Here is a 22,159-nt window from a genome sequence, read left to right on the forward strand (position 1 = left end):
GTCGCTATTTAATTCACTCGTCCCGGGCCTGAACCGAAGCCTGTGGGCGGCGTCTAACGGCCACTTGTCCTCTGGAGTTTATGCAATGAATGTTCGTCTGCTGGGTGTGGCCTTGGCAATGGGGTTGTCGGTTCCGATGGCGGCTCAGGCGCAGATGCTCCAGCCGGGTTTATGGGAGCTGACCACCAGCAACATGAAGGTCGATAACCAGAACCTGCCGGACCTGCAACTGATCCTGGGCCAGGTGCAGAACCAGATGACGCCGGAGCAACGGGCGATGCTGGAAAAGCAGGGCATCACCATGGGCGGTAAAGGCATCCGTGTCTGCCTGACCCCGGCTCAGGTGCAAACCAATGACATTCCGCTGCAAGACCCGCAATCGGGTTGCAAGCAGCAGATCACCGAGCGTACCGGCAATCAGTGGAAGTTTCGCTTCAGTTGCCCGAAAGCCCAGGGCAATGGCGTCGCGACGTTCCAGAGCGATCGTGAATTCACCACCAAGGTCAACGGCACGTTCAATGCCACCGGCATCCAGCAGAACGGCAGCCTCGACACGCGCGCGGTATGGCTGGGGCAGGAGTGCGGGACGGTCAAGCCGAGGGCTTGAATCGGGTATGAGGTAATCTCTTGGTGAACCTGTGGGAGCAAAGCTTGCTCGCGATGCGGGCAACTTGGTCAACCGCCAAGCGCGTTATCGTTCATCGCGGGCAAGCCTTGCTCCCACAAGTGCTCGATCAGGGCAAGCCTTGCCACAAGTGCTTGATCAAGGCCGACTCAGCGCCTCATACAACGTATTGAGGTTGTATTCGAAAAGACCAGTAAAAGTGCTGGCCGGTCCGCTAGTGGCGAGTGCATCGGAGTACAGCGTACCGCCGATGTGCGCGCCGCTCTCGTCGGCGATCTGCTTGAGCAGGCGTGCGTCCTTGATGTTTTCCATGAACACCGCTTTGACCTTCGCCTGACGGATCTGGGTAATCAGTGCCGCGACTTCTGCCGCCGACGGTTCACGCTCTGTGGATAAGCCCTGGGGCGCCATGAACTCGATGCCATAGGCTTGGCCCAGGTAACCGAATGCATCGTGGGAGGTCACGATCTTGCGATTGCCGGTAGGCAATGCACCGAGCTTGGCCTTGGCTTCGGCGAGCAGCGCATGGATTTTCTTCAGATATGCCTGGCTGTTGCGTTCGTAGTCGGCCTTGTTGGCCGGGTCGGCAGCTTCCAATGCCTTGGTGATGTTGCTGACATACAGCTCGGCGTTCGCCAGGTTGTGCCAGGCGTGCGGGTCGGGGATGGTCTCGCCATCCTCATCCAGTGAGCGCGGGATGACGCCGCGACTGGCGCTGATCACCGGGGCAGTGGTTTCAGTGCTGGTCACCAGGCGATCCAACCATGGCTCGAAGCCCAGTCCGTTCTTGATGATCAGTTTTGCCTTGAGCAATGCCTTGGCGTCGTCTGGCGTGGGTTCGTAGGTGTGTGCATCGGCGTCCGGCCCGACCATGTTGGTGATGTGGATATGCTCACCGCCGACCTGTCGGGTCATGTCGGCGAGGATGCTGAAGCTCGTCACCACCTGGAGCTTTTCGGCGGCGGACAAGGACATGGACAGCATCAAACTGAATAGCACGAGCAGTACGCGCATCGGGAAACACCTCATTGGGATGTGAGCACAGGCGGGCGGCGCAGCAAGCCGTGCACCGGCCCGAATACCACCGACAGCAGGTACAACGCGCCCGCCACCAGTACGATGGACGGCCCGCTGGGCAGTGAGTAATAGAAGGACAACAACAGGCCAAACCACACCGAGAGGCACCCAAGCAGCGCCGCGATCAGCATCAGCAGTGGCAGGCGACGGCTCCAGAATCGCGACGTGGCGGCTGGCAACATCATCAGGCCGACCACCATCAGCGCACCGATGGCCTGGAAGCCGATCACCAGGTTCAACACCACCAGGGTCAGGAACACACCATGGGCTAACGGGCCGAGACGACTGACGGTTTGCAGGAACAGCGGGTCCAAGGTGTCTAGCAGCAACGGGCGGTAAATCAAGGTCATCGCCAACAGGCTTGCGCCGGACACCCAGAGCATGCCGGTGAGTGTTGGGCCGTCTACCGCCAGCGCCGAGCCGAACAGCAAGTGAAGCAAGTCCAGGCGTTTACCGGCCATGCCGAGGATCAACACACCGGCCGCCAGGGAAATGGGATAAATCGCCGCGAGGCTGGCGTCCTCCCTTAGACCGGTACGTCGGGTAATCCAGGCGGCGAGCCCGGCCATGCTCAGGCCCGCGCCCAGGCCGCCAATGGTCAGGGCGGGCAGGCTCAGCCCGGCAAACCAGAAACCCAGGGCGGCGCCAGGCAGAATGCCGTGCGCTACGGCGTCACCAATCAGGCTCATGCGTCGAAGAATCAGGAACACGCCCAACGGCGCTGTGCTGCACGCCAGCACCAGGCCGCCAAGCAAGGCCCGGCGCATGAAGACAAACTCTTGAAACGGTTGCCAGAGATGAGTGGCCGCAAGCATCAGGCCACCCACGTGTGGGGTTGTTGAGCGATCAAGTCGACGCTGCGGCCCAGCACGCAGCCGGTGTTGCTGATCAGCAACGTATGGGGGATATGTTGGCGCACCGCTGCCAGATCATGGCATACCACCACGACGGTTCGGCCCTGGGCATGCCAGTGATGGAAGTGTTTCCACAACAGCGCCTGGCCCTGTTCGTCGAGGGCGGCGTGGGGTTCGTCGAGCAACAGCAGCGGCGCTTCGGCCAGGCTCAGGCGAGCGAGCAGGGCGCGTTGCAGCTCGCCTCCAGACAGCGCCATTAGCGGACGATGTTCGAGGCCGGTCAGCGCCCAGTCGGCCAGTACGGTCTGGAGCAACTGCCTGCGCATGGCCGGCGTGTGTCGATTACCCCAGGAACCGGCGGCCACCAACTCTTGCAAACTGATGGGGAATTGCCGATCCAGATGTTGCTGCTGGGGCATGAACGAAACCCCACCACGGCGTGGAACATCCAAGGTGACTTTGCCGGAGAGCGGTTTCTGTAATCCCGCGAGCACTTTCAACAGACTGCTTTTTCCCGAACCGTTGGCACCGATGATGGCGGTGAGACTGCCGGCCGGTCGCTGCATCGCGAGCGGCGGGGTGAGAGGGTGTCCGGGTGCGCCCCAGCGCAGCGCTTGGCAGTTGATCATGATGCCTCCCGGGTCCAGCGGCTTTGCGCCACGGCGTCATGGGCATGCAGGCTTTCGGCGTGAACGACGCGCACATTCAGCGCAACAATGTCGGGTGACCGGCTCAGGGCCGTGCTTAATCGCCGCGCGGCGTCTTCGCAGAACATCAGGTTTTGGCCGTTGGCCAGGGCGAAGGCCTGTTCATCGGCGCGCTTGACGGCGGTTTGCACAGCGGTGCCGAGGGCTGCTTCGGCTTCGTTGATGAAAGACCGCAGCGGCAAATCGTCGGCATTGGCATGCAGGCGCAGGGTCAGGATCGCCGTACTGCGTTGGCTATGAGGGGTGGCAACGATGCCGTTTGATGAACCTAGCCAGGCCAGGATCTCGGCGTGCTCAAGTTTCTTGTTAGCGAAGTCGTCGACGAATTGCTGTTGGATCAACTGCCGGGCAAGTGCGGCCGAACAAGGGCAGGTGGATGAATAGGGAATCTGGATATTCAGTTCCACGTGGAACATTGCGTTTTTCAAGTGGGCTTCGATGCTCACCGGATAGCGTTTCCAACCCATCAGCGGGCTGATAAGTGCCGGACGCTTGAGCAGCAGATCGGTATGCACACTGAGCGATGCTGCGTGGGACAAGCCTTCGTGGCTGTCGAGAAATTGCTGGAGGATTCGGCGCAATAAGGCTGGCGAAAGCGTCGTCTCTTCGAGCAACTCCAGCGCCAGGTATAAACGTGACATGTGAATGCCGCGCGCCTCACCGTCATCAAGGCTGACACCTGCGTCGGCCCTTGCACTGAGATGCTGGCCGTCAATCAACACCGGCGTTGCGATGCCACACATGCCCACCCAATCGAGGGGCAAGGGTTGACGTGAAGCCTGCGCTGCGACGTCGGGCAGGGTTAACGCGTTCATGGTCAAGGTCCATCGAAGGTCTAAAATTAGATGTTATAGTATAACAACTGATTTAAATAAACCTTTTCCATGAAAGGAGTTTCATCCCCAAACGTTCACGTTCCACGTGAAACATCAGCGCGATGAATCCTGGCAGCCGTTCATGCGCCCGCATACAAATGCGCCCCCACTACCACCAGAGCTCGAGAAACGATTGAGGGTCGTCCAGCCCACTCGCCGGCTGTATCCGACCCAACTTTCTCCATCCGATGCCAAGCCAGTAAAGAAGGTGAGCTGACCGTAACGGCTGTTTGTTTGCGCCCAATAACGACGACTGGCGGCTTCAAAACCCCGTAAATAAATGGTGTTTCCCGCCGTTGCGACGCTGTAGGCATTGCCCTGGATGTCCACGCACGCCAGCAGATTTGCACTGCGGGTGCAGTTCGCCAGGAGTGAGGTTTGGGCCGAAGCGCTTAACACCCACAGCAACAACGGGCTCGCCAATACGAATTTCAGATGATTGCGCATGGAGTGATCTCAGGCCAATGAGGGATGGCGGGGGCTGGTTGAATTGCGTTGTTATACTATAACATAAACGCCTTGCCCCTGAATCTAGCCAAACCCTGGAAACGAGCCGTAGTCGAAGCGGCCGCCCGATGAGGATATACCTGATGCCCAATCGTCTTCCCGTAACCGTGCTTTCCGGATTCCTCGGTGCCGGTAAAAGCACACTGCTCAACCACGTTTTGCGTAATCGCGACAATCTGCGAGTGGCGGTGATCGTCAACGATATGAGCGAAATCAACATCGATGGCAGCGAAGTCCAGCGAGATGTCACCCTGAGTCGCTCTGAAGAAAAACTGGTGGAAATGAGCAACGGCTGTATCTGCTGCACGTTGCGCGAGGACTTGCTCGAAGAGGTCGGGCAACTCGCCAGGGAAGGGCGTTTCGATTATCTGTTGATCGAATCCACGGGTATTTCCGAACCGTTGCCAGTGGCAGAAACCTTCACGTTTCGTGATGAAGAAGGCCGAAGCCTGGCCGATGTGGCGCGACTCGACACCATGGTGACAGTGGTCGATGGGGTGAATTTCCTGTTGGATTACCAGGCCGCTGAAAGCCTTGCGTCACGGGGTGAAACCTTGGGTGAGGACGATGAACGCTCGATCACCGACCTGCTGATCGAACAGATCGAGTTTGCCGACGTGATTCTGATCAGCAAGATCGACCTGATCAGCCAGCATGAACGGGAAGAGTTGACCGCGATTCTGCAGCGCCTCAACGCCCAGGCGCAGATCCTCCCCATGGTCATGGGGCAGGTGCCGCTGGGCAGAATCCTCGACACGGGCCTTTTTGACTTCGAACGCGCCGCCCAGGCCCCTGGTTGGTTGCAGGAGCTGCGTGGCGAGCACGTGCCAGAAACCGAGGAATATGGCATCGCCTCGACCGCCTATCGGGCACGCCGACCGTTTCATCCCGAGCGCTTTTTCAGTTTCATCGACCGTCCATGGCCTAACGGCAAACTCCTGCGCTCCAAGGGGTTCTTCTGGCTGGCCAGCAAACCTGAGGAGGCGGGCAGTTGGTCCCAGGCCGGGGGCTTGATGCGGCATGGCTTCGCCGGGCGCTGGTGGCGGTTCGTGCCGAAAAACCAATGGCCGCAGGATGAGGAAAGTACAGCGGCGATCATGAAGAACTGGCTTGCTGTCACAGGCGATTGCCGTCAGGAGCTGGTGTTCATTGGTCAGGACATCGACTTCAGTCAGCTCACCGCCGAACTGGACGCTTGCTTGCTCACCGACGCGGAAATGGCCCTCGGTGTTGAACGTTGGCGGCTGTTGCCGGATCCGTTCGGCCCGTGGCGTGACGAGGTCGCGGCGTGATGCTGGCGCCCACTCTGAAAAGGGCTACGCAGGCACGACAGGTCCAAGGTGATACGCCAGGGGTATTCACGCAGATCCTGGACGACGGCACCAACCTGGCGGTCTGGCAGCGTCAGCTTCCTGCGCATATCAGCGATTTTGCGGTCATGGTGCTGGCGATGGACCAGTCGCTGGCCGAATCACGCGTGCTTGAGTTGCCGGAGGAAGACACGCAGCCGGCGTTGCAGGGCCTGGCCGCAGGTTTCAGCGACCTGCAAGGCTATGAAGGCTTTATCGCCGATGTCTCCTGGCTCGTCAGTGCATTTGCCTGCCTATTGGGTGCCCAACGTGTCGGCCTGCGCCTGCGCACGCTGGACAAGGCGATGTGCCCGCGCTTTCACGTTGACCACGTGCCGGTGCGGCTGCTGAGCACCTATGCGGGTGTCGGCAGCCAGTGGCTTGAGGAAGGTGCCATGGACCGTCGAGGACTTGCCGAGCCTGAGGCTGAGCCCAGGGATCCGCGCGTGATCCAGCAGTTTCGTTGCGGTGATGTGGGTTTGCTTAAAGGCGAAAAATGGCACGGCAACGAAGGCCTTGGCCTGATCCATCGATCACCGGAGCCCGCACCGGGAGAGCGTCGATTGATTCTCACGCTGGATTGGCTGGCTTAAGGCTTGAGCCAGGTGCCTTGGCTCTGCCCTTCGCAAAAGGGCTGTAGATAAGCAGCATCGGTCGCCACGCCGTAATAGTGAATATCCTGGCGGTAAGGCATATTGGCGACCTGAGCGTTGCTGCAAACGCCGAACGCGCCGCCAGGGCATTGATCGACGTATTGCACCTCGACCTTCTGGCCGACAAGGTTTGGCTGGCAGAAACCGTCGGCAAACAGCTTCTGCGGGATGTTGCGGTTCTGCTGGCAGACTTTCACATCCAGCCGTTCCGCCTGGCTGTGGACCACACAAGCCTGGGCCAATGCCTGGTTCGAAGCCAGTGCCAGTAACAACCAGCCGATCATTCGCATATTCACCTCCATCGAAAGCCGTCGATTATGTTGCAGCACATTCCCACCCATGTCATCGCCGGTCCCTTGGGCGCCGGCAAGACCAGCCTGATCAGGCATCTGCTGGCGCAGCGCCCGGCCAATGAGCGCTGGGCGGTGTTGATCAATGAGTTCGGTCAGATCGGCCTGGATGCCGCGTTGCTGACCCAGGCGGGCGATGGTATCGCACTGGGCGAAGTGGCCGGTGGCTGCTTGTGCTGCGTCAACGGCGCGCCGTTTCAGATCGGTCTTGGGCGTTTGCTGCGCAAGGCCAGGCCGGATCGGCTGTTCATCGAACCCTCGGGCCTGGGTCATCCGGCGCAGTTGCTGCGCCAGCTGAGCGAAGCGCCATGGCTCGGCGTGCTGGCGGTGCAACCCTGTGTGTTGGTGTTGGATGCCCGGGCGATGGCGGACGGCAAGCCCTTGCCCGACGCACAGCAACAAACCCTGGCGGATGCCGGACTGTTGGTGCTGAACAAGTCCGAGACCCTCACACAAGCCGATCGCCAACGGCTGACGGCGCAACTGCCCGGGCGTGCGTTGTACTGGACGCAACAGGCTGCGCTGCCGATCGATCGATTACCAGGCCTTGCGGCTCGGGGCAGTGGGGCTGTGGATAACTTGAATCTACCGAAGAGCCTGGGCCAGATACCGGCCATTTGGTCCGATCCGACGCTGCCGATCTGCTTGTTTCAGCAGCAGGACGGCGGCTGGAGTATTGGTTGGCGCTGGCACCCCAGCCAGCAATTCGACGCAACGGCATTGACGCGATGGCTACAAGGCCAAGACTGGAAACGGGCGAAGATGGTTATCCACAGCGTCGACGGTTGGGTTTCAGCCAATGCGCTGGAGGGGGCGGTGCTGGGTTGGCAAGCCAGTGAGTGGCGCCAGGATTCCCGGATCGAGCTGATTTTCGATCAGCCGCAAGACGTTGGTAGCCTGCAAGCCGGGTTGGCGAACTGTCGGTGTCGCTGAGTCAGCCCTGTTTCAAGGCTTCCATTTGTTGTGTTCCTGGCGCCACTGGCTCAACTCGATGACTTCAGCCCTGGGCCTGGCATGGACCGGTTCAATAGGCGTTGGCGGTGTTTCTTCGAAGGGCATCGGGTAGGGCGCCAGCTCTATTTGTGCGCTGTGGGCACCAAACTGGGTGATGGTGCCCGAATGGCGGCTTTCGCCGGTGACGGTGAACTCGAAGGTGTAGACGCGAGCCAGCCGTCGTCGTCCGCTGGCGTCTTTCACGAAACCGATCTTTTTCAGCGCCACGTTGCCGTCCAGCAGCTCGATCTTGAGGTTGGCGCAATGCTGCATGACCCTCGCCAACGCCCGTTCGCGCAAGCCATGGTTGTGCCACAGCCAGGCGCCGCCGGTAGCCAGCAACATCAGCACGAAAATGTTTCCAAGGGTCAGCATGAACGAAGTGCTCCAACAAGTTGCTGCCAGCTTAACTGTCTCGCCGGTCTGTCGTACAGGCTGCGTTTAGTCGCATACTGCGCGGCTTGAATTTCAATCGTTTTACGGAAACTTCCCGCATGAAACGTACGCCTCATCTGCTTGCCATTCAGTCCCACGTGGTGTTCGGTCACGCTGGCAATAGCGCCGCGGTGTTTCCGATGCAGCGGGTCGGAGTGAACGTTTGGCCGCTCAATACCGTGCAATTTTCCAATCACACCCAGTATGGCCAATGGGCCGGTGAAGTGCTTGCGCCAGAGCAGATACCGGCATTGGTAGAAGGCATTGCGGCCATCGGTGAGTTGGGTCACTGCGATGCGGTGTTGTCCGGTTACCTGGGTAGCGCGGCTCAGGGACGGGCGATCCTGACGGGCGTGGCGCGGATCAAGGCCGCCAATCCGAAGGCACTGTACCTGTGTGATCCGGTCATGGGGCATCCAGAGAAAGGCTGTATCGTGGCGCCCGAGGTGAGCGAGTTTCTCCTGGAAGAAGCCGCTGCCGTGGCGGACCTCATGTGCCCGAACCAACTGGAGCTGGACAGTTTTTCGGGACGCAAGGCGCAGTCTTTGCTCGACTGCCTGGCCATGGCCCGGGCGTTGCTGGCCCGTGGCCCGAAGGCGGTGCTGGTCAAGCACCTGGCCTACCCTGGCAAGCCGGATGACAGCTTCGAAATGCTGCTGGTGACCGCCGATAGCAGCTGGCACCTGCGCCGTCCGCTGCTGGCTTTCCCGCGCCAGCCGGTGGGCGTGGGTGACCTGACCTCGGGGTTGTTCCTGGCGCGGATACTGTTGGGGGACAGTCTGGTGGCGGCGTTCGAATTCACTGCCGCAGCGGTGCATGAAGTGCTGCTGGAAACCCAGGCCTGCACCAGCTATGAGCTGGAACTGGTCCGCGCCCAGGATCGGATCGCCCATCCACGGGTGCGGTTCGTGGCAGTGCCGATCAGCCTCTGATCGCACCCGTGAAAATGCTGCAAAATTCCTGTGGGAGCGAGCTTGCTCGCGATAGCGGTGTGTCAGTCAGCATCAATATTGACTGATCGACCGCCATCGCGAGCAAGCGCGCTCCCACATGTCGGTTAAGGCCCGTCTGCCTTGATGTCCTGATAACGCTTTTCCAGCTCCTGGCGAATCTGCCGACGTTGCTGGGCTTGTTCGTAGCGGCGTTTTTCTTCGCTGTTTTGCGGCTGCAAGGGCGGCACGGCTGCGGGTTTACGCAGGTCATCCACCGCAACCATGGTGAAGAAGCAACTGTTGGTGTGGCGCACCGAGCGTTCGCGAATATTTTCGGTCACGACTTTGATGCCCACTTCCATCGACGTGTTGCCGGTGTAGTTCACCGATGCCAGGAAGGTCACCAGTTCGCCGACATGAATCGGCTCACGAAAGATGACCTGGTCAACCGACAGGGTCACCACGTAGCGCCCGGCGTAGCGGCTGGCGCAGGCGTAGGCGACTTCGTCGAGGTATTTGAGCAAGGTGCCGCCATGGACATTGCCAGAGAAGTTGGCCATATCGGGGGTCATCAACACCGTCATCGACAGCTGGGCGTTTCCGGGTTCCATAACGTACTCACGGTTCAAGGCAGCAATTCGGGAGTGCACCTCTGCGGGTGCTGGTGGGTGGCCTGCCAACAGGTCACCAGGTTTTAAAAACCACCGATATCGGGACGCTGCGCCTGTGGTTGCCGTCACGCGCCGATGGATCTGTTTCCATATATTGCACCGTCTTTTTGTCGGAAGTCGCGGTGTTACCCTTCAAAAGCCCGTTGTGAGGGCAATTCCTACAGAGGAAATGGATTTCTCCAGCTCTGCGATGAGTCATTTGAACAGGGAGCTCCGACATGCATGCCATCAGTTTCATTCAAGACTTGGCAATCATCATGATGGCAGCGGGGCTGGTGACCGTGCTCTTTCATCGTTTCAAGCAACCGGTGGTATTGGGCTACATCGTGGCCGGCTTCATCATCGGCCCGCATACGCCGCCGTTCGGTTTTATCCACGACGAAGACACGATCAAGACCCTGGCCGAGCTCGGGGTGATCTTCCTGATGTTTTGCCTGGGCCTGGAGTTCAGCCTGCGCAAACTGTTCAAGGTTGGGGCCACGGCCTTCATCGCGGCGTTCCTCGAAATCGTGCTGATGATCTGGATCGGTTATGAAATCGGCCGCTGGTTCGAGTGGAGCACCATGGACTCGCTGTTCCTCGGCGCGATCCTGGCCATTTCCTCCACCACCATCATCGTCAAGGCCCTCAACGACCTGAAGATGAAGAACGAGCGCTTCGCGCAGCTGATTTTCGGGGTGTTGATCGTCGAGGACATCCTGGGCATTGGCATCATCGCCTTGCTATCGAGCATTGCGGTCAGCGGCACCGTGAGCTCCGGCGAGGTATTTTCCACAGTCGGCAAGTTGTCGTTGTTCATGATCGTCGCGTTGGTCATCGGCATTCTGCTGGTGCCGAGGGTGCTGGCCTACGTGGCGAAGTTCGACAGCAACGAAATGCTGCTGATTACCGTGTTGGGTCTGTGTTTCGGCTTCTGCCTGCTGGTGGTGAAGCTGGAATACAGCATGGTGCTTGGGGCGTTCCTGATCGGTGCGATCATGGCTGAGTCCCGGCAACTGCTGAAAATCGAGCGGCTGGTGGAGCCGGTGCGTGATCTGTTCAGCGCGATCTTCTTTGTCGCCATCGGGCTGATGCTCGATCCGGCGATATTGCTGCAGTACGCCTGGCCGATTGCGGTGATCACGGGCGCAGTGGTGCTCGGCAAGATGTTGTCCTGCGGCCTCGGTGCCTTTATCGCCGGCAACGACGGACGCACCTCGCTGCGCGTTGGGATGGGCCTTTCGCAGATCGGCGAATTCTCCTTCATCATCGCGTCGTTGGGGATGACCCTGCAGGTCACCAGCGATTTCCTCTATCCGGTTGCGGTCGCCGTCTCGGTGTTGACCACTCTGCTGACGCCGTACCTGATCCGGGCCGCCGACCCACTGTCCGTCAAGTTGGCGACAGTCATGCCGCAACGGCTGACGCGGGTGCTGGGGATGTATGGTGAATGGCTGCGCAGCATCCAGCCCCATGGTGAAGGGGCGATGGTGGCGTCGATGATCCGGCGGATCTTGCTGCAGGTCGGCGTCAACCTGGCGCTGGTCATTGCGATTTTTGTCTCGGGCGGATATTTCGCCGAGCGGATGTCGGCTTACCTGCAAGCGTGGATCAGCGACCCGAGCTGGCAGAAAGCCTTGATTTGGGGCGGGGCGTTGTTGCTGTCGCTACCGTTCCTGATCGCCGCCTATCGCAAGCTCAAGGCGCTGTCGATGCTGTTGGCGGAGATGGGCGTGAAGACGGAGATGGCTGGCCGCCACACCCAGCGCGTGCGTCGGGTGATCGCCGAAGTGATCCCGATTCTCTCGCTGCTGGTGATTTTCCTGCTATTGGCAGCCTTGTCGGCCAGCATTCTGCCGACCAACAAGTTGCTCGTACTGATCGCCGTAGTGGCGACCGCCGTGGCGGCACTGCTCTGGCGCTGGTTCATCCGCCTGCATACACGGATGCAGGTGGCCTTGCTTGAAACCCTGGACAATCACAAGGACTCGTCCGGGCATTGACCGGCCATGGGGCTCAGCTTTCCAGCCAGACGTCCCGCGCCCAGTGCCAGACCGATTCCCAGGTTTCTTCGGCGACCAGCTCTTCCTCGGCCTGCCACAGCACCACAGTGCCGTCTTCTTCGACGCAATAGTAATCGTCGCCGTCCTGGCAGATCGGGATCAGGCTGCGGTCGACTCCGGCATCCCAGGCATTGGCGGCCACATCCGGCAGGTAGGTGTGGGATTGTGGATCGGTGACGGTCACCGGCTCCAGGCTGCCATAGACGACATCGCTGACGGTCAGCAAAAACTCCCTGAAGACGAATGGGATATCGATGAACAGCTGCTCTTCGATCTCTACCAGCAAGTCTTCGTCGGGCAACTCCAGCGGGACCGGTACGGGCTCGTTGGCTTCACGCAATTGTTCGATGATTTCTTCCACGTCCGGGGATCCTCTTTCTCGATGGCGCGGTTTTATATGGAGCGGTTTATACAGTAGCTCGCTATAGATGCAACTGCGAAATAGAAAACCCCGGCCTGAGCCGGGGTTCTTTTATTTCAACATGCAAAACGGGTAAAGGTTCAACCGTTCTGGCGGATACCGGCTACCAGCCAAGGCTGGTCATCGCCCTGGGCACGTTCCATGTTCCAGCTTTCGCTGAACGCTTCGCCCTTGTCGAAGCGAGAATCCTTCGACACACCGCTGAAGGTCAGGGTGGCGATGGTCTTGTCGGCGCGATCGTCGACGCCGTCCAGTTGCACGTGCAGATTGTCGATGTAGGTGGACTGGAAGCCATCGCCTAGTTCGGCCCGCTCGCGCTTGAGGAACTCCAGCAGTTGCGGGGTCACGAATTCGGCAATCTTGTCCATTTCGTTCGCGTCCCAATGTTGCTGCAGGGACATGAAGTGGCTGCGTGCCGCTTCGATGAAGCGTTGCTCGTTGAACCAGGCCGGCGCATTGATGACCGGACGAGCGGCCACCGGCGCTGCCGAACCACCGAAGATCGAACCGCTGGCGGGCTGCTGGTTGAACACTTCACGCTGCATCGGCGCATGGCCGGCTGGTGCGAATTGCTCCTGCTGCTTGCGACGACGGGCGGCAATGAAGCGGAAGACCAGGAAGGCGATGACCGCCATGATCAGGATGTCGAAGATCTGCATGCCCTGGAAGCCGTCGCCCATGAACATGGAGGCGAGCAGGCCACCGGCGGCGATGCCGGCCAGGGGGCCGAGCCAGCGCGAAGCACCGCTGGCCTTGGTGGCCGCGCCCGCGGCACCGGCAGCACCTGCGGTGGCAGCGGTAGAACCGGCGGCAGAGGACGGTGCCATCTGGCTGGTTTGGTGAGTCGGGGCGGCGCCCGAGCTTTTACCACCGCCAAAGCGCTTGGCGGCATTGGCGTCGATGGCCATCGTCAGGCCAATGCACAGCGCCATGGCGATGCTAAGAAAACGTTTCATATAAAGGCATTCCCATTTGTGGATAGCACGCGCGCCATGTTGCACAGCTGAACTGTTGCTGGCTAGCGACAGAGTGTTTCTGGCTTTTGCGTGACAGCTTAGGTTCAGCTTGGGCTGTGCAAGAAGGCTTGTTCGCTTTGGGCTGTAGGAAAGGGGGATGAGTTCTATCGGAGATACTTCGGCGCCCAACGAACAAATTGTGGGAGCGAGCTTGCTCGCGATAGCGGAGTGTCAGTCAGCATCAACATTGACAGATCCAACGCTATCGCGAGCAAGCTCGCTCCCACAGGGTTCTATGCAAATCTTTAGATTGCTTCCAGCTTGGCATACCCCAGCATCAGCCACTTGCTGCCTTCGCTGAAGTTCACCTGCACCCGCGCCTGGGCGCCAGCGCCCTCGAAGTTGAGGATCACGCCGTCGCCGAATACCGAATGCCGTACGGTCTGGCCGAGGCTGAAGCCGGTTTCCGGGATGTCGCTGCCGCCGAACAGGCTGCTGGTGCTTTGCTGCTGGCCGCCACCGAACGGACGGCTGACACTGTTGGACAACCGCACTTCCTGAATCAGGCCTTTCGGTACTTCGCGTACGAAGCGCGACACCTTGTTGTAGGTCTCGCTGCCATATAGACGTCGGGTTTCGGCGTAGGTCAGCACCAGATTCTGCATGGCGCGGGTGATGCCAACATAGGCCAGGCGCCGTTCCTCCTCCAGGCGTCCCGGTTCCTCCAGGCTCATCTTGTGGGGAAACAGGCCTTCTTCCATACCCACGAGGAACACGTAGGGAAATTCCAGGCCTTTGGCGCTGTGCAGGGTCATCAGCTGGATGCTGTCTTCATGTTCGTCGGCCTGGGTGTCGCCGGCCTCCAGGGAGGCATGACCCAGGAAGGCCGACAGCGGCGTCAGGTCTTCGTCTTCTTCGGTGCTTTCGAAGTTGCGCGCGGCGCTGACCAGTTCCTCAAGGTTTTCCACCCGGGCCTGGCCTTTCTCGCCTTTTTCCGCTTCGTGGTAGGCGATCAGGCCGGACTGCTCGATGACGGTCTGGGTCATCAAGTGCAGAGGCATTTCCCCGCACTTGGCGGCCAGGTCTTCGATCAGGTCCATGAAGGCCTTCAGCGCACCGGCGGCGCGACCGGTCATGCCTTTGTTGGCGACCAGTTGGTGCATGGCTTCCCACATGGACACATGGCTGTGGCGCGCGTGATCGCGAATCGCCTCGACGGTTTTCTCACCGATGCCCCGTGTTGGCACGTTGATCACCCGTTCCAGGGCCGCGTCGTTGCCGCGTCCTTCGATCAGGCGCAGGTAGGCCATGGCGTTCTTGATTTCAGCACGCTCGAAGAAGCGCTGGCCGCCATAGATGCGGTAGGGGATTCGCTCGCGCAGCAAGGCCTCTTCCAGCACCCGCGACTGGGCGTTGGAACGGTACAGGATGGCGATATCGCTGCGGGCCAGGCCGGTTTTCAGCGCGCTTTCGATGGTTTCCACCACGTAGCGGGCTTCATCGTGTTCGTTGAAGGCGGCGTAGAGGTTGATCGCTTCGCCTTCGCCGCCGTCGGTCCACAACTCCTTGCCCAGGCGCCCGGTGTTGTTGGCGATCAGGGCGTTGGCGGCCTTGAGGATGCCGGCGGTGGAGCGGTAGTTCTGTTCCAGGCGGATGACTTCGGCGTCCGGGAAGTCCGCCGAGTACTGGTGAATGTTCTCGATCTTGGCGCCGCGCCAGCCGTAGATCGACTGGTCATCGTCACCCACCACCATCAGGCTGTCGCCGCCCTTGGCAAGCAGGCGCAACCAGGCGTATTGCACGGCGTTGGTGTCCTGGAATTCGTCCACCAGTACATGCCGGAAGCGCTTCTGGTAATGGGCCAGCAGGCCTGGGTGGTCGCGCCACAGGTCCAGTGCCCGTAGCAGCAGCTCGGAGAAGTCGATGACTCCGGCACGCTGGCACGCCGCCTCGTAGGCTTCGTAGATGCTGCGCATGGTCGCCAGGAACAGGTCGCCGCTGGCCTGGATGTGTTGCGGGCGCAGGCCTTCGTCTTTCTGGCCGTTGATGAACCATTGCGCCTGGCGGGCCGGCCAGCGCTGCTCGTCCAGGCCCAACTCGCGGATCACCCGCTTGACCAGGCGTTGCTGGTCGTCGCTGTCCAGGATCTGGAAGGTCTGGCTCAGCCCGGCCTCCTGCCAATGCGCCCGCAACAAGCGGTGCGCCAGGCCGTGGAACGTGCCGACCCACATGCCGGCAGGGTTGATGCCCATCAGTTGTTCGATGCGGTGGCGCATCTCGGCCGCGGCCTTGTTGGTGAACGTCACCGACAGGATCGAATGGGGCGAGGCGTTCTCGACCTGGATCAACCAGGCGATACGGTGCACCAGCACTCGGGTTTTACCGGAGCCGGCACCGGCCAGGACCAACTGACGACCCACGGAGGCAGCTACGGCCTGACGTTGGGCATCGTTGAGGGAGTTCAGCAGAAGGGAGAGATCATCGCGCATCGGGGCATTCTAGGGTGCGGCGCCACCCCGGGCAAACCGAGCTTTGCATCAGCCGATAAAAGACCGCTTGGTGATGACCGGTGGGTCATGGGCTACAGGCGTTGGCGGGACTCGCTCGAAAGGGTCGCCACCCAATGAAACAGCGACTTTTTTCCGTATTTTTATGAGCTGGGGCAGTGTGGGATGCCCCGTGGCTTGTGTATGCTCGGTGCTTGTTTCGGGTTCTCCACGCTCCACTGATATAAGAACAAGAACAGTGCCAATGACCCTCAATTCCGATCCGGCGGGCCCCTGTGTGGAGCCGCGGGTCATCTGCAAGCAGTACGCCATGGAGATGGCGGTCGAGCGCACACGTCTGTTGTATCAAGGCTCGCTGCTGCCTACGCTGTTCATGTTGCTCAATGGTCTGGTCTGCGCCGCGCTGTTATGGGAGCCGCAGCGCTATTTCCTGGTCAGCGTCTGGCTCGTCTGGTTGCTGTCACTGGTGGCCTTGCGGGTGATCCAGGTGGCGGCTTTCGATTCGGCGATGCCGAGCCGCCAGGCACACCCGATCTGGTTGCGTATGTTTTTGCTTGGCTCGGCGATGACCGGCCTGACGCTGGCTGGGGCCGGTATCGCGCTGGTCCCGGCTGACAGTTTCCAGCAGCAGGCATGGGTGTTCGGCCTGATTGGCGCGGCCGCCCTATCGGCCAGCGTGGCCTACGCGGTGAGTCTTCCCGCCTTCCTGTCCTTTACCTTGCCCTGCCTGTTACCGGCCATCGGCTATCTCTTCTGGGGCGGCGATGAGCAGCAACGCGGGTGGGGCTGGCTTGGGCTGATCGTGCTGGTCTCGCTGAGCGTGGTCGCCTGGCAAGTCAACCGCTTGATCCAAAGCGGCCTGTTGCGACGCTTCCAGAACCAGGCGCTGATCGAGCATCTGCAGCAAGCACAAACCCGCAGCGCCCAGCTCAACGACGCGCTGGCCCGGGAGGTCGAGCAACGCCGTTCTGCGGAGGAAAAACTGCGGGCGGCCCAGGTTGGCCTGGAGGCGCGGGTCGCGCAGCGCAGTCTTGAACTGGAGGTCGCCAGCCAGGCCTTGAGCAAGAGTGAGGCGCGTCTGGCCCTGGCGCTCAAGGCCAGTGAACTGGGGTTGTGGGACTGGAACCTGCAGACTGACGAAGTCCATCACACTCAGCTCAAGGAACTCTTCGGCCTGGAACCCGAATACATCACGGCGATGCTCACTCACCTCACCCCGCGCCTGCATCCCCAGGACCTGCCGGCGCTCAAGCGGGCCCTGGTCGAACACCTCAAGGGCCGCAGCGAGGATTACCAGATCGAATACCGTGTGCGCCACGGCGATGGCCACTGGGTCTGGATCGAAGACCGCGGCCGGGCCGTGGAGCGCAGCGCGAGCGGACGGGTGCTGCGTATGGTCGGCACCCGGCGAGACATCAGCGCCGGCAAGGAGCTCGAGCAGCAACGGCAACTGGCGGCCACAGTGTTCGAAGCCGCCAGCGAAGGTATCGTGATTTTCGACCCCCACTACGTGCTACTCGCTGCCAATCAGGCGTTCACGCGGGTCACCGGTTTCGACATCGCTGACATGCTCGGGCGCAACGTGGTGGACCTGCCGTGCAGTCGCGACGCGCGCCGGCATTACCCCGTCATTCGCCAAGCGCTCAAGCAGCACGGCACCTGGCAGGGTGAGTTGGTGGAGGCGCGGGCCAACGGCGAGTTGTATCCGCAATGGCTGCAACTGAACGTCGTGCGTGATGCTCGGGGAAATATCAGCCATATCGTGGGCTTCTTCGCCGATCTTTCGGCTCGGCGTGAATCTGAAGAACGGATGCGCTACCTGACCCATTACGACGAATTGACCGGGCTGGCGAATCGTTCGTTGTTCCGCGAGCGCCTGAACGAAGCGCATCACCGGGTGCGCCAGGGCGGACGGCGCAGCCTGGCGTTGCTGCATATCAACCTGGACCGGTTCAAGTTGCTCAACGACAGCCTCGGCCATGACATCGCCGACCAGTTGTTGCAGAAAATGGCACGACGCCTGATCAATGCGCTGCCCGAGGCGGATACCATCGCCCGGCTATCGGGCGATGAGTTTGCGGTGTTGTTCGATGCCTATGGCAACCTTTCGAGCCTGGCGCGGGTGGCGACTCGGCTGGCCGCCAAACTGCGTGTGCCACTGACCATAGAAGGCCATGAGCTGGTGCTCAGCGCCTCGATCGGCATCAGCCTGTTGCCTGACAACACGCGAGAAGTTGCCATGCTGGTCAGTCAGGCGAACATGGCCATGCAACATGCCAAGCATTTGGGGGGCAACAATTTCCAGTTCTACACCGACAGCCTCCAGGCCAGCACGCTGGAGCGCCTGCAACTGGAGAATCAGCTGCGCAAAGCCTTGGAAGAGCAACAACTGAAGGTCTTTTATCAGCCAAAACTGTGCCTGGCGACCGGTCGCCTGAACGCCGCCGAGGCGTTGGTGCGTTGGGATCATCCGGCTATGGGCCGGGTACCGCCGGGGGATTTCATTGGCCTGGCCGAAGAGACCGGGTTGATCGGGCCGATTGGCGAATTCGTATTGCGCCAGGCTTGTTGGCAGGCATGCGAATGGCAACGCCAGGGGCTCGCGCCGATCAGGGTGTCCGTCAATCTGTCGGTGCATCAACTGCGCCAGGGCAAGCTGGTCAGCCTGGTGCGGCAGGTGCTGGAGGAAACCGGTCTGGCCCCGCAATACCTGGAACTGGAGCTGACCGAGAGCCAGTTGCTCGACAGCGTTGAACACATCATCGCCACGTTCCAGCAATTGCGTGACCTTGGGGTCAAGCTGGCGATCGACGATTTCGGCACCGGCTACTCATCCCTGAGTTACCTCAAGCGTATCCCGGTGGATTACGTGAAGATCGACCAGGCGTTCATTCGCGGGCTGGGTGAGGGCAGCGTGGATGCGGCAATTACCCGGGCAATCATTGCAATGGCCCATGGGTTGTCGCTCAAGGTCGTGGCTGAAGGTGTTGAGCGGCAGGAGCAGCTCGAATTCCTCAGGAATGAACGTTGCGATGAGGTTCAAGGGTATCTGATCAGCCGGCCGGTGGAGGCTGAAGGGTTGGCTGGGTTGTTGCGGGCGCAACACCTGGCTGAATGAGCCTGAACCACGACGATAACTTCCCGTCAGGCAACGAAGTCGTCTGACGGAAAGTTATGGGGTCTACGCTTAGTTAGTGATTAGCACGTCATCGATGTGGTGCAGTAACTGGCCTTCGAAAAAGATACTGACGCCGGTGACATTGGAGTCGCCCAGCTCTTTGTATTCAACGAACTTGTCGGTCAGTACTTGCAGTGAAACTCCATCGGAATGTTCAAGTTTCAATTCCAGTCGCAGGTCAAAGGACTTGTCCTGTAGGTCGCTGCGTACCAGCGTCGGGGTGACGCCGCTATTGGCCACAGTGACGGTACCAAAGGTGCGGAAAGACGCGGCACCTGGCATGCGGTCGATTTGTGCGGTCCAATCTTTAGTGGTGATTTTCATGATAGTAACTCCTGTAGTTAAGTTGATTGCGTCCTGCGGGAGCCAATATATCTACTTTGACTTGAGAGTGTCTGCTCAATTGCGGTTGGGATTGTAAGGAGAAATGAGTTTCCGATGGTTTACTTGGTTCTGTTTTAAGATCTACTGTCTATTGTTACTGGGAGATATTGTTGAGGAGCGCAAGTTGTTTTAGGCGTTGGCTATTGACCGATAGACGATTTTTCCCGCGTTGAAAGCGCAGGACGGGCCTGGAAATCAGCGGATCGGCAGCGTTGAAGGTTTGCGCTACGGCACAAGCTGCTACATCGGCGGATCCTCGGCCAAAACAAAGGGGCAGCGAGGCAATCCAGTTACGTTTTGGACGGGCAAAAAGCCAATTCTTGTAGTATAACTACAAGCTTGCTACATCCCGGCATCTGCCCATAACAAGAGTCCAGCCCCTTGAACCTGTTGCAACACATCGCCCAGTCACGCCACTTGCTACGCAAGTCGGAGCTGAAAGTCGCCGATCACGTACTGCTTGATCCTGCGGCCGTGATGCATAGCTCCATGGCCGATCTTGCCCACAGCGTCGGCATCAGCGAACCGACCATCGTGCGTTTCTGCCGGGCCATCGGTTGCTCGGGTTTCCAGGACCTGAAACTCAAGCTGGCGCAAAGCCTGGCCGCCGGCGCGAGCTTCGGTCAGTTTGCGATCCACGAAGACGATTCAGTGGCGGACTACAGCCTGAAAATCTTCGACACGACCCTGCATACGCTGATGGAGGTTCGCGAGAAGCTCGACCCGGTGGCGTTGCAAAAAGCCGTCACGGCCATGTCCCAGGCCCAGCGGGTCGAGTTTTATGGCTTCGGCGCCTCGGGCGCGGTAGCAGCCGATGCCCAGCACAAGTTCTTCCGGTTGCTGCTGACGGCTGCGGCCTATTCCGACCCGCACATGCAGGCCATGTCAGCGGTGACCTTGAAACCCACCGATGTGGCGATCTGCATTTCCCAGTCGGGGCGTTCCAAGGACTTGCTGATCACCGCGAACCTGGTGCGCGAAAGCGGTGCCTCGCTGATCACCTTGTGTCCGAGCCAGACGCCATTGGCGGAACTGTCCACGGTGAACCTGGCCATCGACGTGCATGAAGACACCGAGATCTACACGCCGCTGACCTCGCGCATCGCCCACCTGGTGGTGATCGACGTATTGGCGATGGGCGTCGCCATGGCCCGTGGTCCAAGCCTGGTCAACCACCTCAAGAGCGTGAAGCGCAGCCTTCGCAGCCTGCGGCTGTCGCCCAAGTCGGTGAAGGCGCTGGACGACTGAATCCCAAGCCCTGAGGTCGAGGGGCTTTTGTGGCGAGGGAGCTTGCTCCCGCTGGGCTGCGAAGCGGCCCCCAACGATTTTTCCAGATACACCAGCATTGGCTGGTTTGCGACTGCTGCGCAGCCGAGCGGGAGCAAGCTCCCTCGCCACAGGGATCGTTTGCCCGAATTCATCGTTCTGTAACGCACGCGCCGCCAAACCGTCATCCCGCGCCGTCATCGTAAAACTCCCGTATACGTCTTGGGAGTCTCGACATGACCCAGTCCTACGAAGAACGCAGCGCCGTCAAAACCCGTCGTCAGCAGGAAGACCAACGCCGCATGGCGTTCCGTCGTGCCATCGAAGACCGCTATGAACAGCGCCAGCTCCTGGCCGAAATCAGCGAATTTCCTGACGCAGTAGAGTTCAATTACTGGCAGGCAACGCCGGCGGCTTCCCGTCGAAGCGCTCAACCAGGCCGATGATCTGAGCGCGCTCACCGCGAACGAATGCCAGGAAGGCGTGAGCGACCGGTGACAGGCGTTTGGCCCTGGCCTGCACCAGGCACCAGCTGCGGTACAGCGGCAATTCCTCCACCGGCAACTCGATGAGTGCGCCGGACGACAATTCCCGGCTCACGGCGTGGCGCGTCAACAGCGCCACGCCCAGCCCGGCCACTACGCACTCGCGCTGGGCCTCCGCCGACGCCACCTCCAGTGTCTGGGTGAAATGCACCCGTTTCTCCTTGAAGTACTCCTCGCAGGCCAGTCGCGTGCCGGACCCCGGTTCGCGCAACAGCAGCGTATAGGGCTCCAGATCCTGCAAGCGCAGCGGGCCCATGTGGCACAACGGATGATCGGGCGGCGCCACGGCGACGATGGGGTTGTTGAGAAAGGGCAGGAATTCCAGGCCCATGTCCTGGGGCACCATGGACATGATCACCAAGTCGTCACGGTTATCCGAGAGCCGACGGATGACCTGGCCGCGATTGACCACCGTGAGGTTCAGGTTGACCTCCGGATGCTGGCGCTTGAACGCGGCGAACAGGTGCGGGACGAAGTACTTGGCGCTGGACTCCACCGCCAGCTTCAATTGGCCTTGCAGCGAACCCTGCATGTCCGAGAGCTGCATATCGAGGTTTTCCAGGCGTCCGAAGATGTCCCGGCTGGCACGTTGCAGGGCTTCGGCGGCTTCGGTCATGTAGAGTTTTTTGCCGACATACTCGAATAACGGCTGGCCAATCAGCTCTTCCAGAGAACGAATCTGTAGGCTAACGGCCGGTTGTGTGAGAGACATTTCATCAGCTGCACGGCTGTAGGACCTCAGGTCGCACACCTCGTTGAAAATCTGCAATTGACGCAATGTCATACGCATCAATGACTTACGCATCTTTCAAGCACCCTGGGCCGAGACGGA

General features: G+C 60.3%; 22 protein-coding genes. 9 read left to right on the forward strand and 13 right to left on the reverse strand.

The genetic code is table 11. The features are described from left to right. The first annotated feature begins 85 nt into the window (after positions 1 to 85). Positions 86 to 607: a DUF3617 domain-containing protein gene (locus tag AB4Z20_RS01065; RefSeq protein ID WP_214511090.1), complete on the forward strand. Its 522-nt coding sequence runs from the start codon at positions 86 to 88 to the stop codon at positions 605 to 607. Between the two features lie 156 nt (positions 608 to 763). Here AB4Z20_RS01065 and AB4Z20_RS01070 read toward each other — a convergent pair whose 3' ends face one another. From AB4Z20_RS01070 to AB4Z20_RS01090, 5 genes are all read right to left on the reverse strand, one after another. Continuing rightward, positions 764 to 1,639 carry a metal ABC transporter substrate-binding protein gene (locus AB4Z20_RS01070; RefSeq protein WP_253470501.1) on the reverse strand — a complete coding sequence of 292 codons (876 nt, stop codon included), beginning with the start codon at positions 1,637 to 1,639 and terminating at the stop codon, positions 764 to 766. An 11-nt stretch (positions 1,640 to 1,650) separates the two neighbouring features. Next, entirely contained in the window at positions 1,651 to 2,517 is an 867-nt protein-coding gene (locus AB4Z20_RS01075) for a metal ABC transporter permease (RefSeq protein WP_442089160.1), read from the reverse strand. Next, positions 2,517 to 3,185 (reverse strand): metal ABC transporter ATP-binding protein, encoded by a 669-nt coding sequence (locus tag AB4Z20_RS01080; RefSeq protein ID WP_442089161.1) that lies wholly within the window; start codon positions 3,183 to 3,185, stop codon positions 2,517 to 2,519. Before AB4Z20_RS01080 ends, AB4Z20_RS01075 begins: the two co-directional genes overlap by 1 nt. Then, the gene (gene folE2, locus AB4Z20_RS01085) at positions 3,182 to 4,078 is read right to left on the reverse strand and encodes a GTP cyclohydrolase FolE2 (RefSeq protein ID WP_442089162.1); all 897 of its coding nucleotides are present in this window, start codon (positions 4,076 to 4,078) and stop codon (positions 3,182 to 3,184) included. Before folE2 ends, AB4Z20_RS01080 begins: the two co-directional genes overlap by 4 nt. A gap of 114 nt (positions 4,079 to 4,192) precedes the next feature. Beyond that, positions 4,193 to 4,585, reverse strand: coding sequence for a glutamine synthetase (locus tag AB4Z20_RS01090; protein ID WP_214511085.1), 393 nt, complete (start codon positions 4,583 to 4,585; stop codon positions 4,193 to 4,195). Between the two features lie 143 nt (positions 4,586 to 4,728). On the opposite strand from AB4Z20_RS01090, the gene zigA reads away from it, so the two are divergent. Together zigA and AB4Z20_RS01100 are read left to right on the forward strand one after the other, a co-directional pair. Continuing rightward, positions 4,729 to 5,937: a zinc metallochaperone GTPase ZigA gene (zigA, locus tag AB4Z20_RS01095; RefSeq protein ID WP_442089163.1), complete on the forward strand. Its 1,209-nt coding sequence runs from the start codon at positions 4,729 to 4,731 to the stop codon at positions 5,935 to 5,937. After that, a complete protein-coding gene (locus tag AB4Z20_RS01100; protein WP_253470489.1) occupies positions 5,937 to 6,587 on the forward strand; it encodes a DUF1826 domain-containing protein in 651 nt (216 codons plus the stop codon). Before zigA ends, AB4Z20_RS01100 begins: the two co-directional genes overlap by 1 nt. Here AB4Z20_RS01100 and AB4Z20_RS01105 read toward each other — a convergent pair. Further along, the gene (locus AB4Z20_RS01105; RefSeq protein WP_253470487.1) at positions 6,584 to 6,937 is read right to left on the reverse strand and encodes an NADH:ubiquinone oxidoreductase; all 354 of its coding nucleotides are present in this window, start codon (positions 6,935 to 6,937) and stop codon (positions 6,584 to 6,586) included. The genes AB4Z20_RS01100 and AB4Z20_RS01105 overlap by 4 nt on opposite strands. Positions 6,938 to 6,964: 27 nt before the next feature. On the opposite strand from AB4Z20_RS01105, the gene AB4Z20_RS01110 reads away from it, so the two are divergent. Then, positions 6,965 to 7,930 (forward strand): CobW family GTP-binding protein, encoded by a 966-nt coding sequence (locus tag AB4Z20_RS01110; protein ID WP_253470485.1) that lies wholly within the window; start codon positions 6,965 to 6,967, stop codon positions 7,928 to 7,930. Positions 7,931 to 7,942: 12 nt separating this feature from the next. Here AB4Z20_RS01110 and AB4Z20_RS01115 read toward each other — a convergent pair whose 3' ends face one another. Continuing rightward, a complete protein-coding gene (locus tag AB4Z20_RS01115) occupies positions 7,943 to 8,365 on the reverse strand; it encodes a DUF3301 domain-containing protein (protein ID WP_214511080.1) in 423 nt (140 codons plus the stop codon). 119 nt (positions 8,366 to 8,484) lie between these two features. Here AB4Z20_RS01115 and pdxY point away from each other — a divergent pair, with 119 nt between their 5' ends. Then, positions 8,485 to 9,357 (forward strand): pyridoxal kinase PdxY, encoded by an 873-nt coding sequence (pdxY, locus tag AB4Z20_RS01120; RefSeq protein WP_442089164.1) that lies wholly within the window; start codon positions 8,485 to 8,487, stop codon positions 9,355 to 9,357. 125 nt (positions 9,358 to 9,482) lie between these two features. On the opposite strand, the gene AB4Z20_RS01125 is transcribed toward pdxY, so the two are convergent. Continuing rightward, positions 9,483 to 9,968, reverse strand: coding sequence for an acyl-CoA thioesterase (locus AB4Z20_RS01125; protein ID WP_003206993.1), 486 nt, complete (start codon positions 9,966 to 9,968; stop codon positions 9,483 to 9,485). 278 nt (positions 9,969 to 10,246) lie between these two features. Here AB4Z20_RS01125 and AB4Z20_RS01130 point away from each other — a divergent pair, with 278 nt between their 5' ends. After that, positions 10,247 to 12,010, forward strand: coding sequence for a cation:proton antiporter (locus AB4Z20_RS01130; protein ID WP_442089165.1), 1,764 nt, complete (start codon positions 10,247 to 10,249; stop codon positions 12,008 to 12,010). A gap of 13 nt (positions 12,011 to 12,023) precedes the next feature. Here AB4Z20_RS01130 and AB4Z20_RS01135 read toward each other — a convergent pair whose 3' ends face one another. The 3 genes from AB4Z20_RS01135 to uvrD all read right to left on the reverse strand — a co-directional run bounded on the left by AB4Z20_RS01135 (position 12,024) and on the right by uvrD (position 15,936). Beyond that, a complete protein-coding gene (locus AB4Z20_RS01135; protein ID WP_024616886.1) occupies positions 12,024 to 12,431 on the reverse strand; it encodes an SMI1/KNR4 family protein in 408 nt (135 codons plus the stop codon). Between the two features lie 140 nt (positions 12,432 to 12,571). Continuing rightward, on the reverse strand, positions 12,572 to 13,447 hold the full coding sequence (locus AB4Z20_RS01140) for a Tim44 domain-containing protein (protein ID WP_013694601.1): 876 nt from the start codon (positions 13,445 to 13,447) through the stop codon (positions 12,572 to 12,574). 305 nt (positions 13,448 to 13,752) lie between these two features. After that, positions 13,753 to 15,936, reverse strand: a complete 2,184-nt coding sequence (gene uvrD, locus AB4Z20_RS01145; RefSeq protein WP_214511077.1) for a DNA helicase II — start codon at positions 15,934 to 15,936, stop codon at positions 13,753 to 13,755. A gap of 262 nt (positions 15,937 to 16,198) precedes the next feature. On the opposite strand from uvrD, the gene AB4Z20_RS01150 reads away from it, so the two are divergent. Continuing rightward, positions 16,199 to 19,072: an EAL domain-containing protein gene (locus AB4Z20_RS01150; protein ID WP_442089166.1), complete on the forward strand. Its 2,874-nt coding sequence runs from the start codon at positions 16,199 to 16,201 to the stop codon at positions 19,070 to 19,072. Positions 19,073 to 19,141: 69 nt separating this feature from the next. On the opposite strand, the gene AB4Z20_RS01155 is transcribed toward AB4Z20_RS01150, so the two are convergent. Next, the gene (locus AB4Z20_RS01155; RefSeq protein WP_018613925.1) at positions 19,142 to 19,456 is read right to left on the reverse strand and encodes a hypothetical protein; all 315 of its coding nucleotides are present in this window, start codon (positions 19,454 to 19,456) and stop codon (positions 19,142 to 19,144) included. Between the two features lie 441 nt (positions 19,457 to 19,897). Here AB4Z20_RS01155 and hexR point away from each other — a divergent pair, with 441 nt between their 5' ends. Next, positions 19,898 to 20,764 (forward strand): transcriptional regulator HexR, encoded by an 867-nt coding sequence (gene hexR / locus AB4Z20_RS01160; protein ID WP_003187110.1) that lies wholly within the window; start codon positions 19,898 to 19,900, stop codon positions 20,762 to 20,764. 254 nt (positions 20,765 to 21,018) lie between these two features. Next, on the forward strand, positions 21,019 to 21,228 hold the full coding sequence (locus AB4Z20_RS01165) for a PA3496 family putative envelope integrity protein (protein WP_253470479.1): 210 nt from the start codon (positions 21,019 to 21,021) through the stop codon (positions 21,226 to 21,228). Here the strand turns inward: AB4Z20_RS01165 and AB4Z20_RS01170 are convergent. Continuing rightward, positions 21,170 to 22,132, reverse strand: a complete 963-nt coding sequence (locus AB4Z20_RS01170) for a LysR family transcriptional regulator (protein WP_013694598.1) — start codon at positions 22,130 to 22,132, stop codon at positions 21,170 to 21,172. The two genes, AB4Z20_RS01165 and AB4Z20_RS01170, sit on opposite strands and share 59 nt — an antisense overlap. Between the last annotated feature and the right edge of the window lie 27 nt (positions 22,133 to 22,159).

The sequence above is a fragment of the Pseudomonas sp. KB_12 genome (assembly GCF_052114545.1).
Classification (GTDB): domain Bacteria; phylum Pseudomonadota; class Gammaproteobacteria; order Pseudomonadales; family Pseudomonadaceae; genus Aquipseudomonas; species Aquipseudomonas brassicacearum.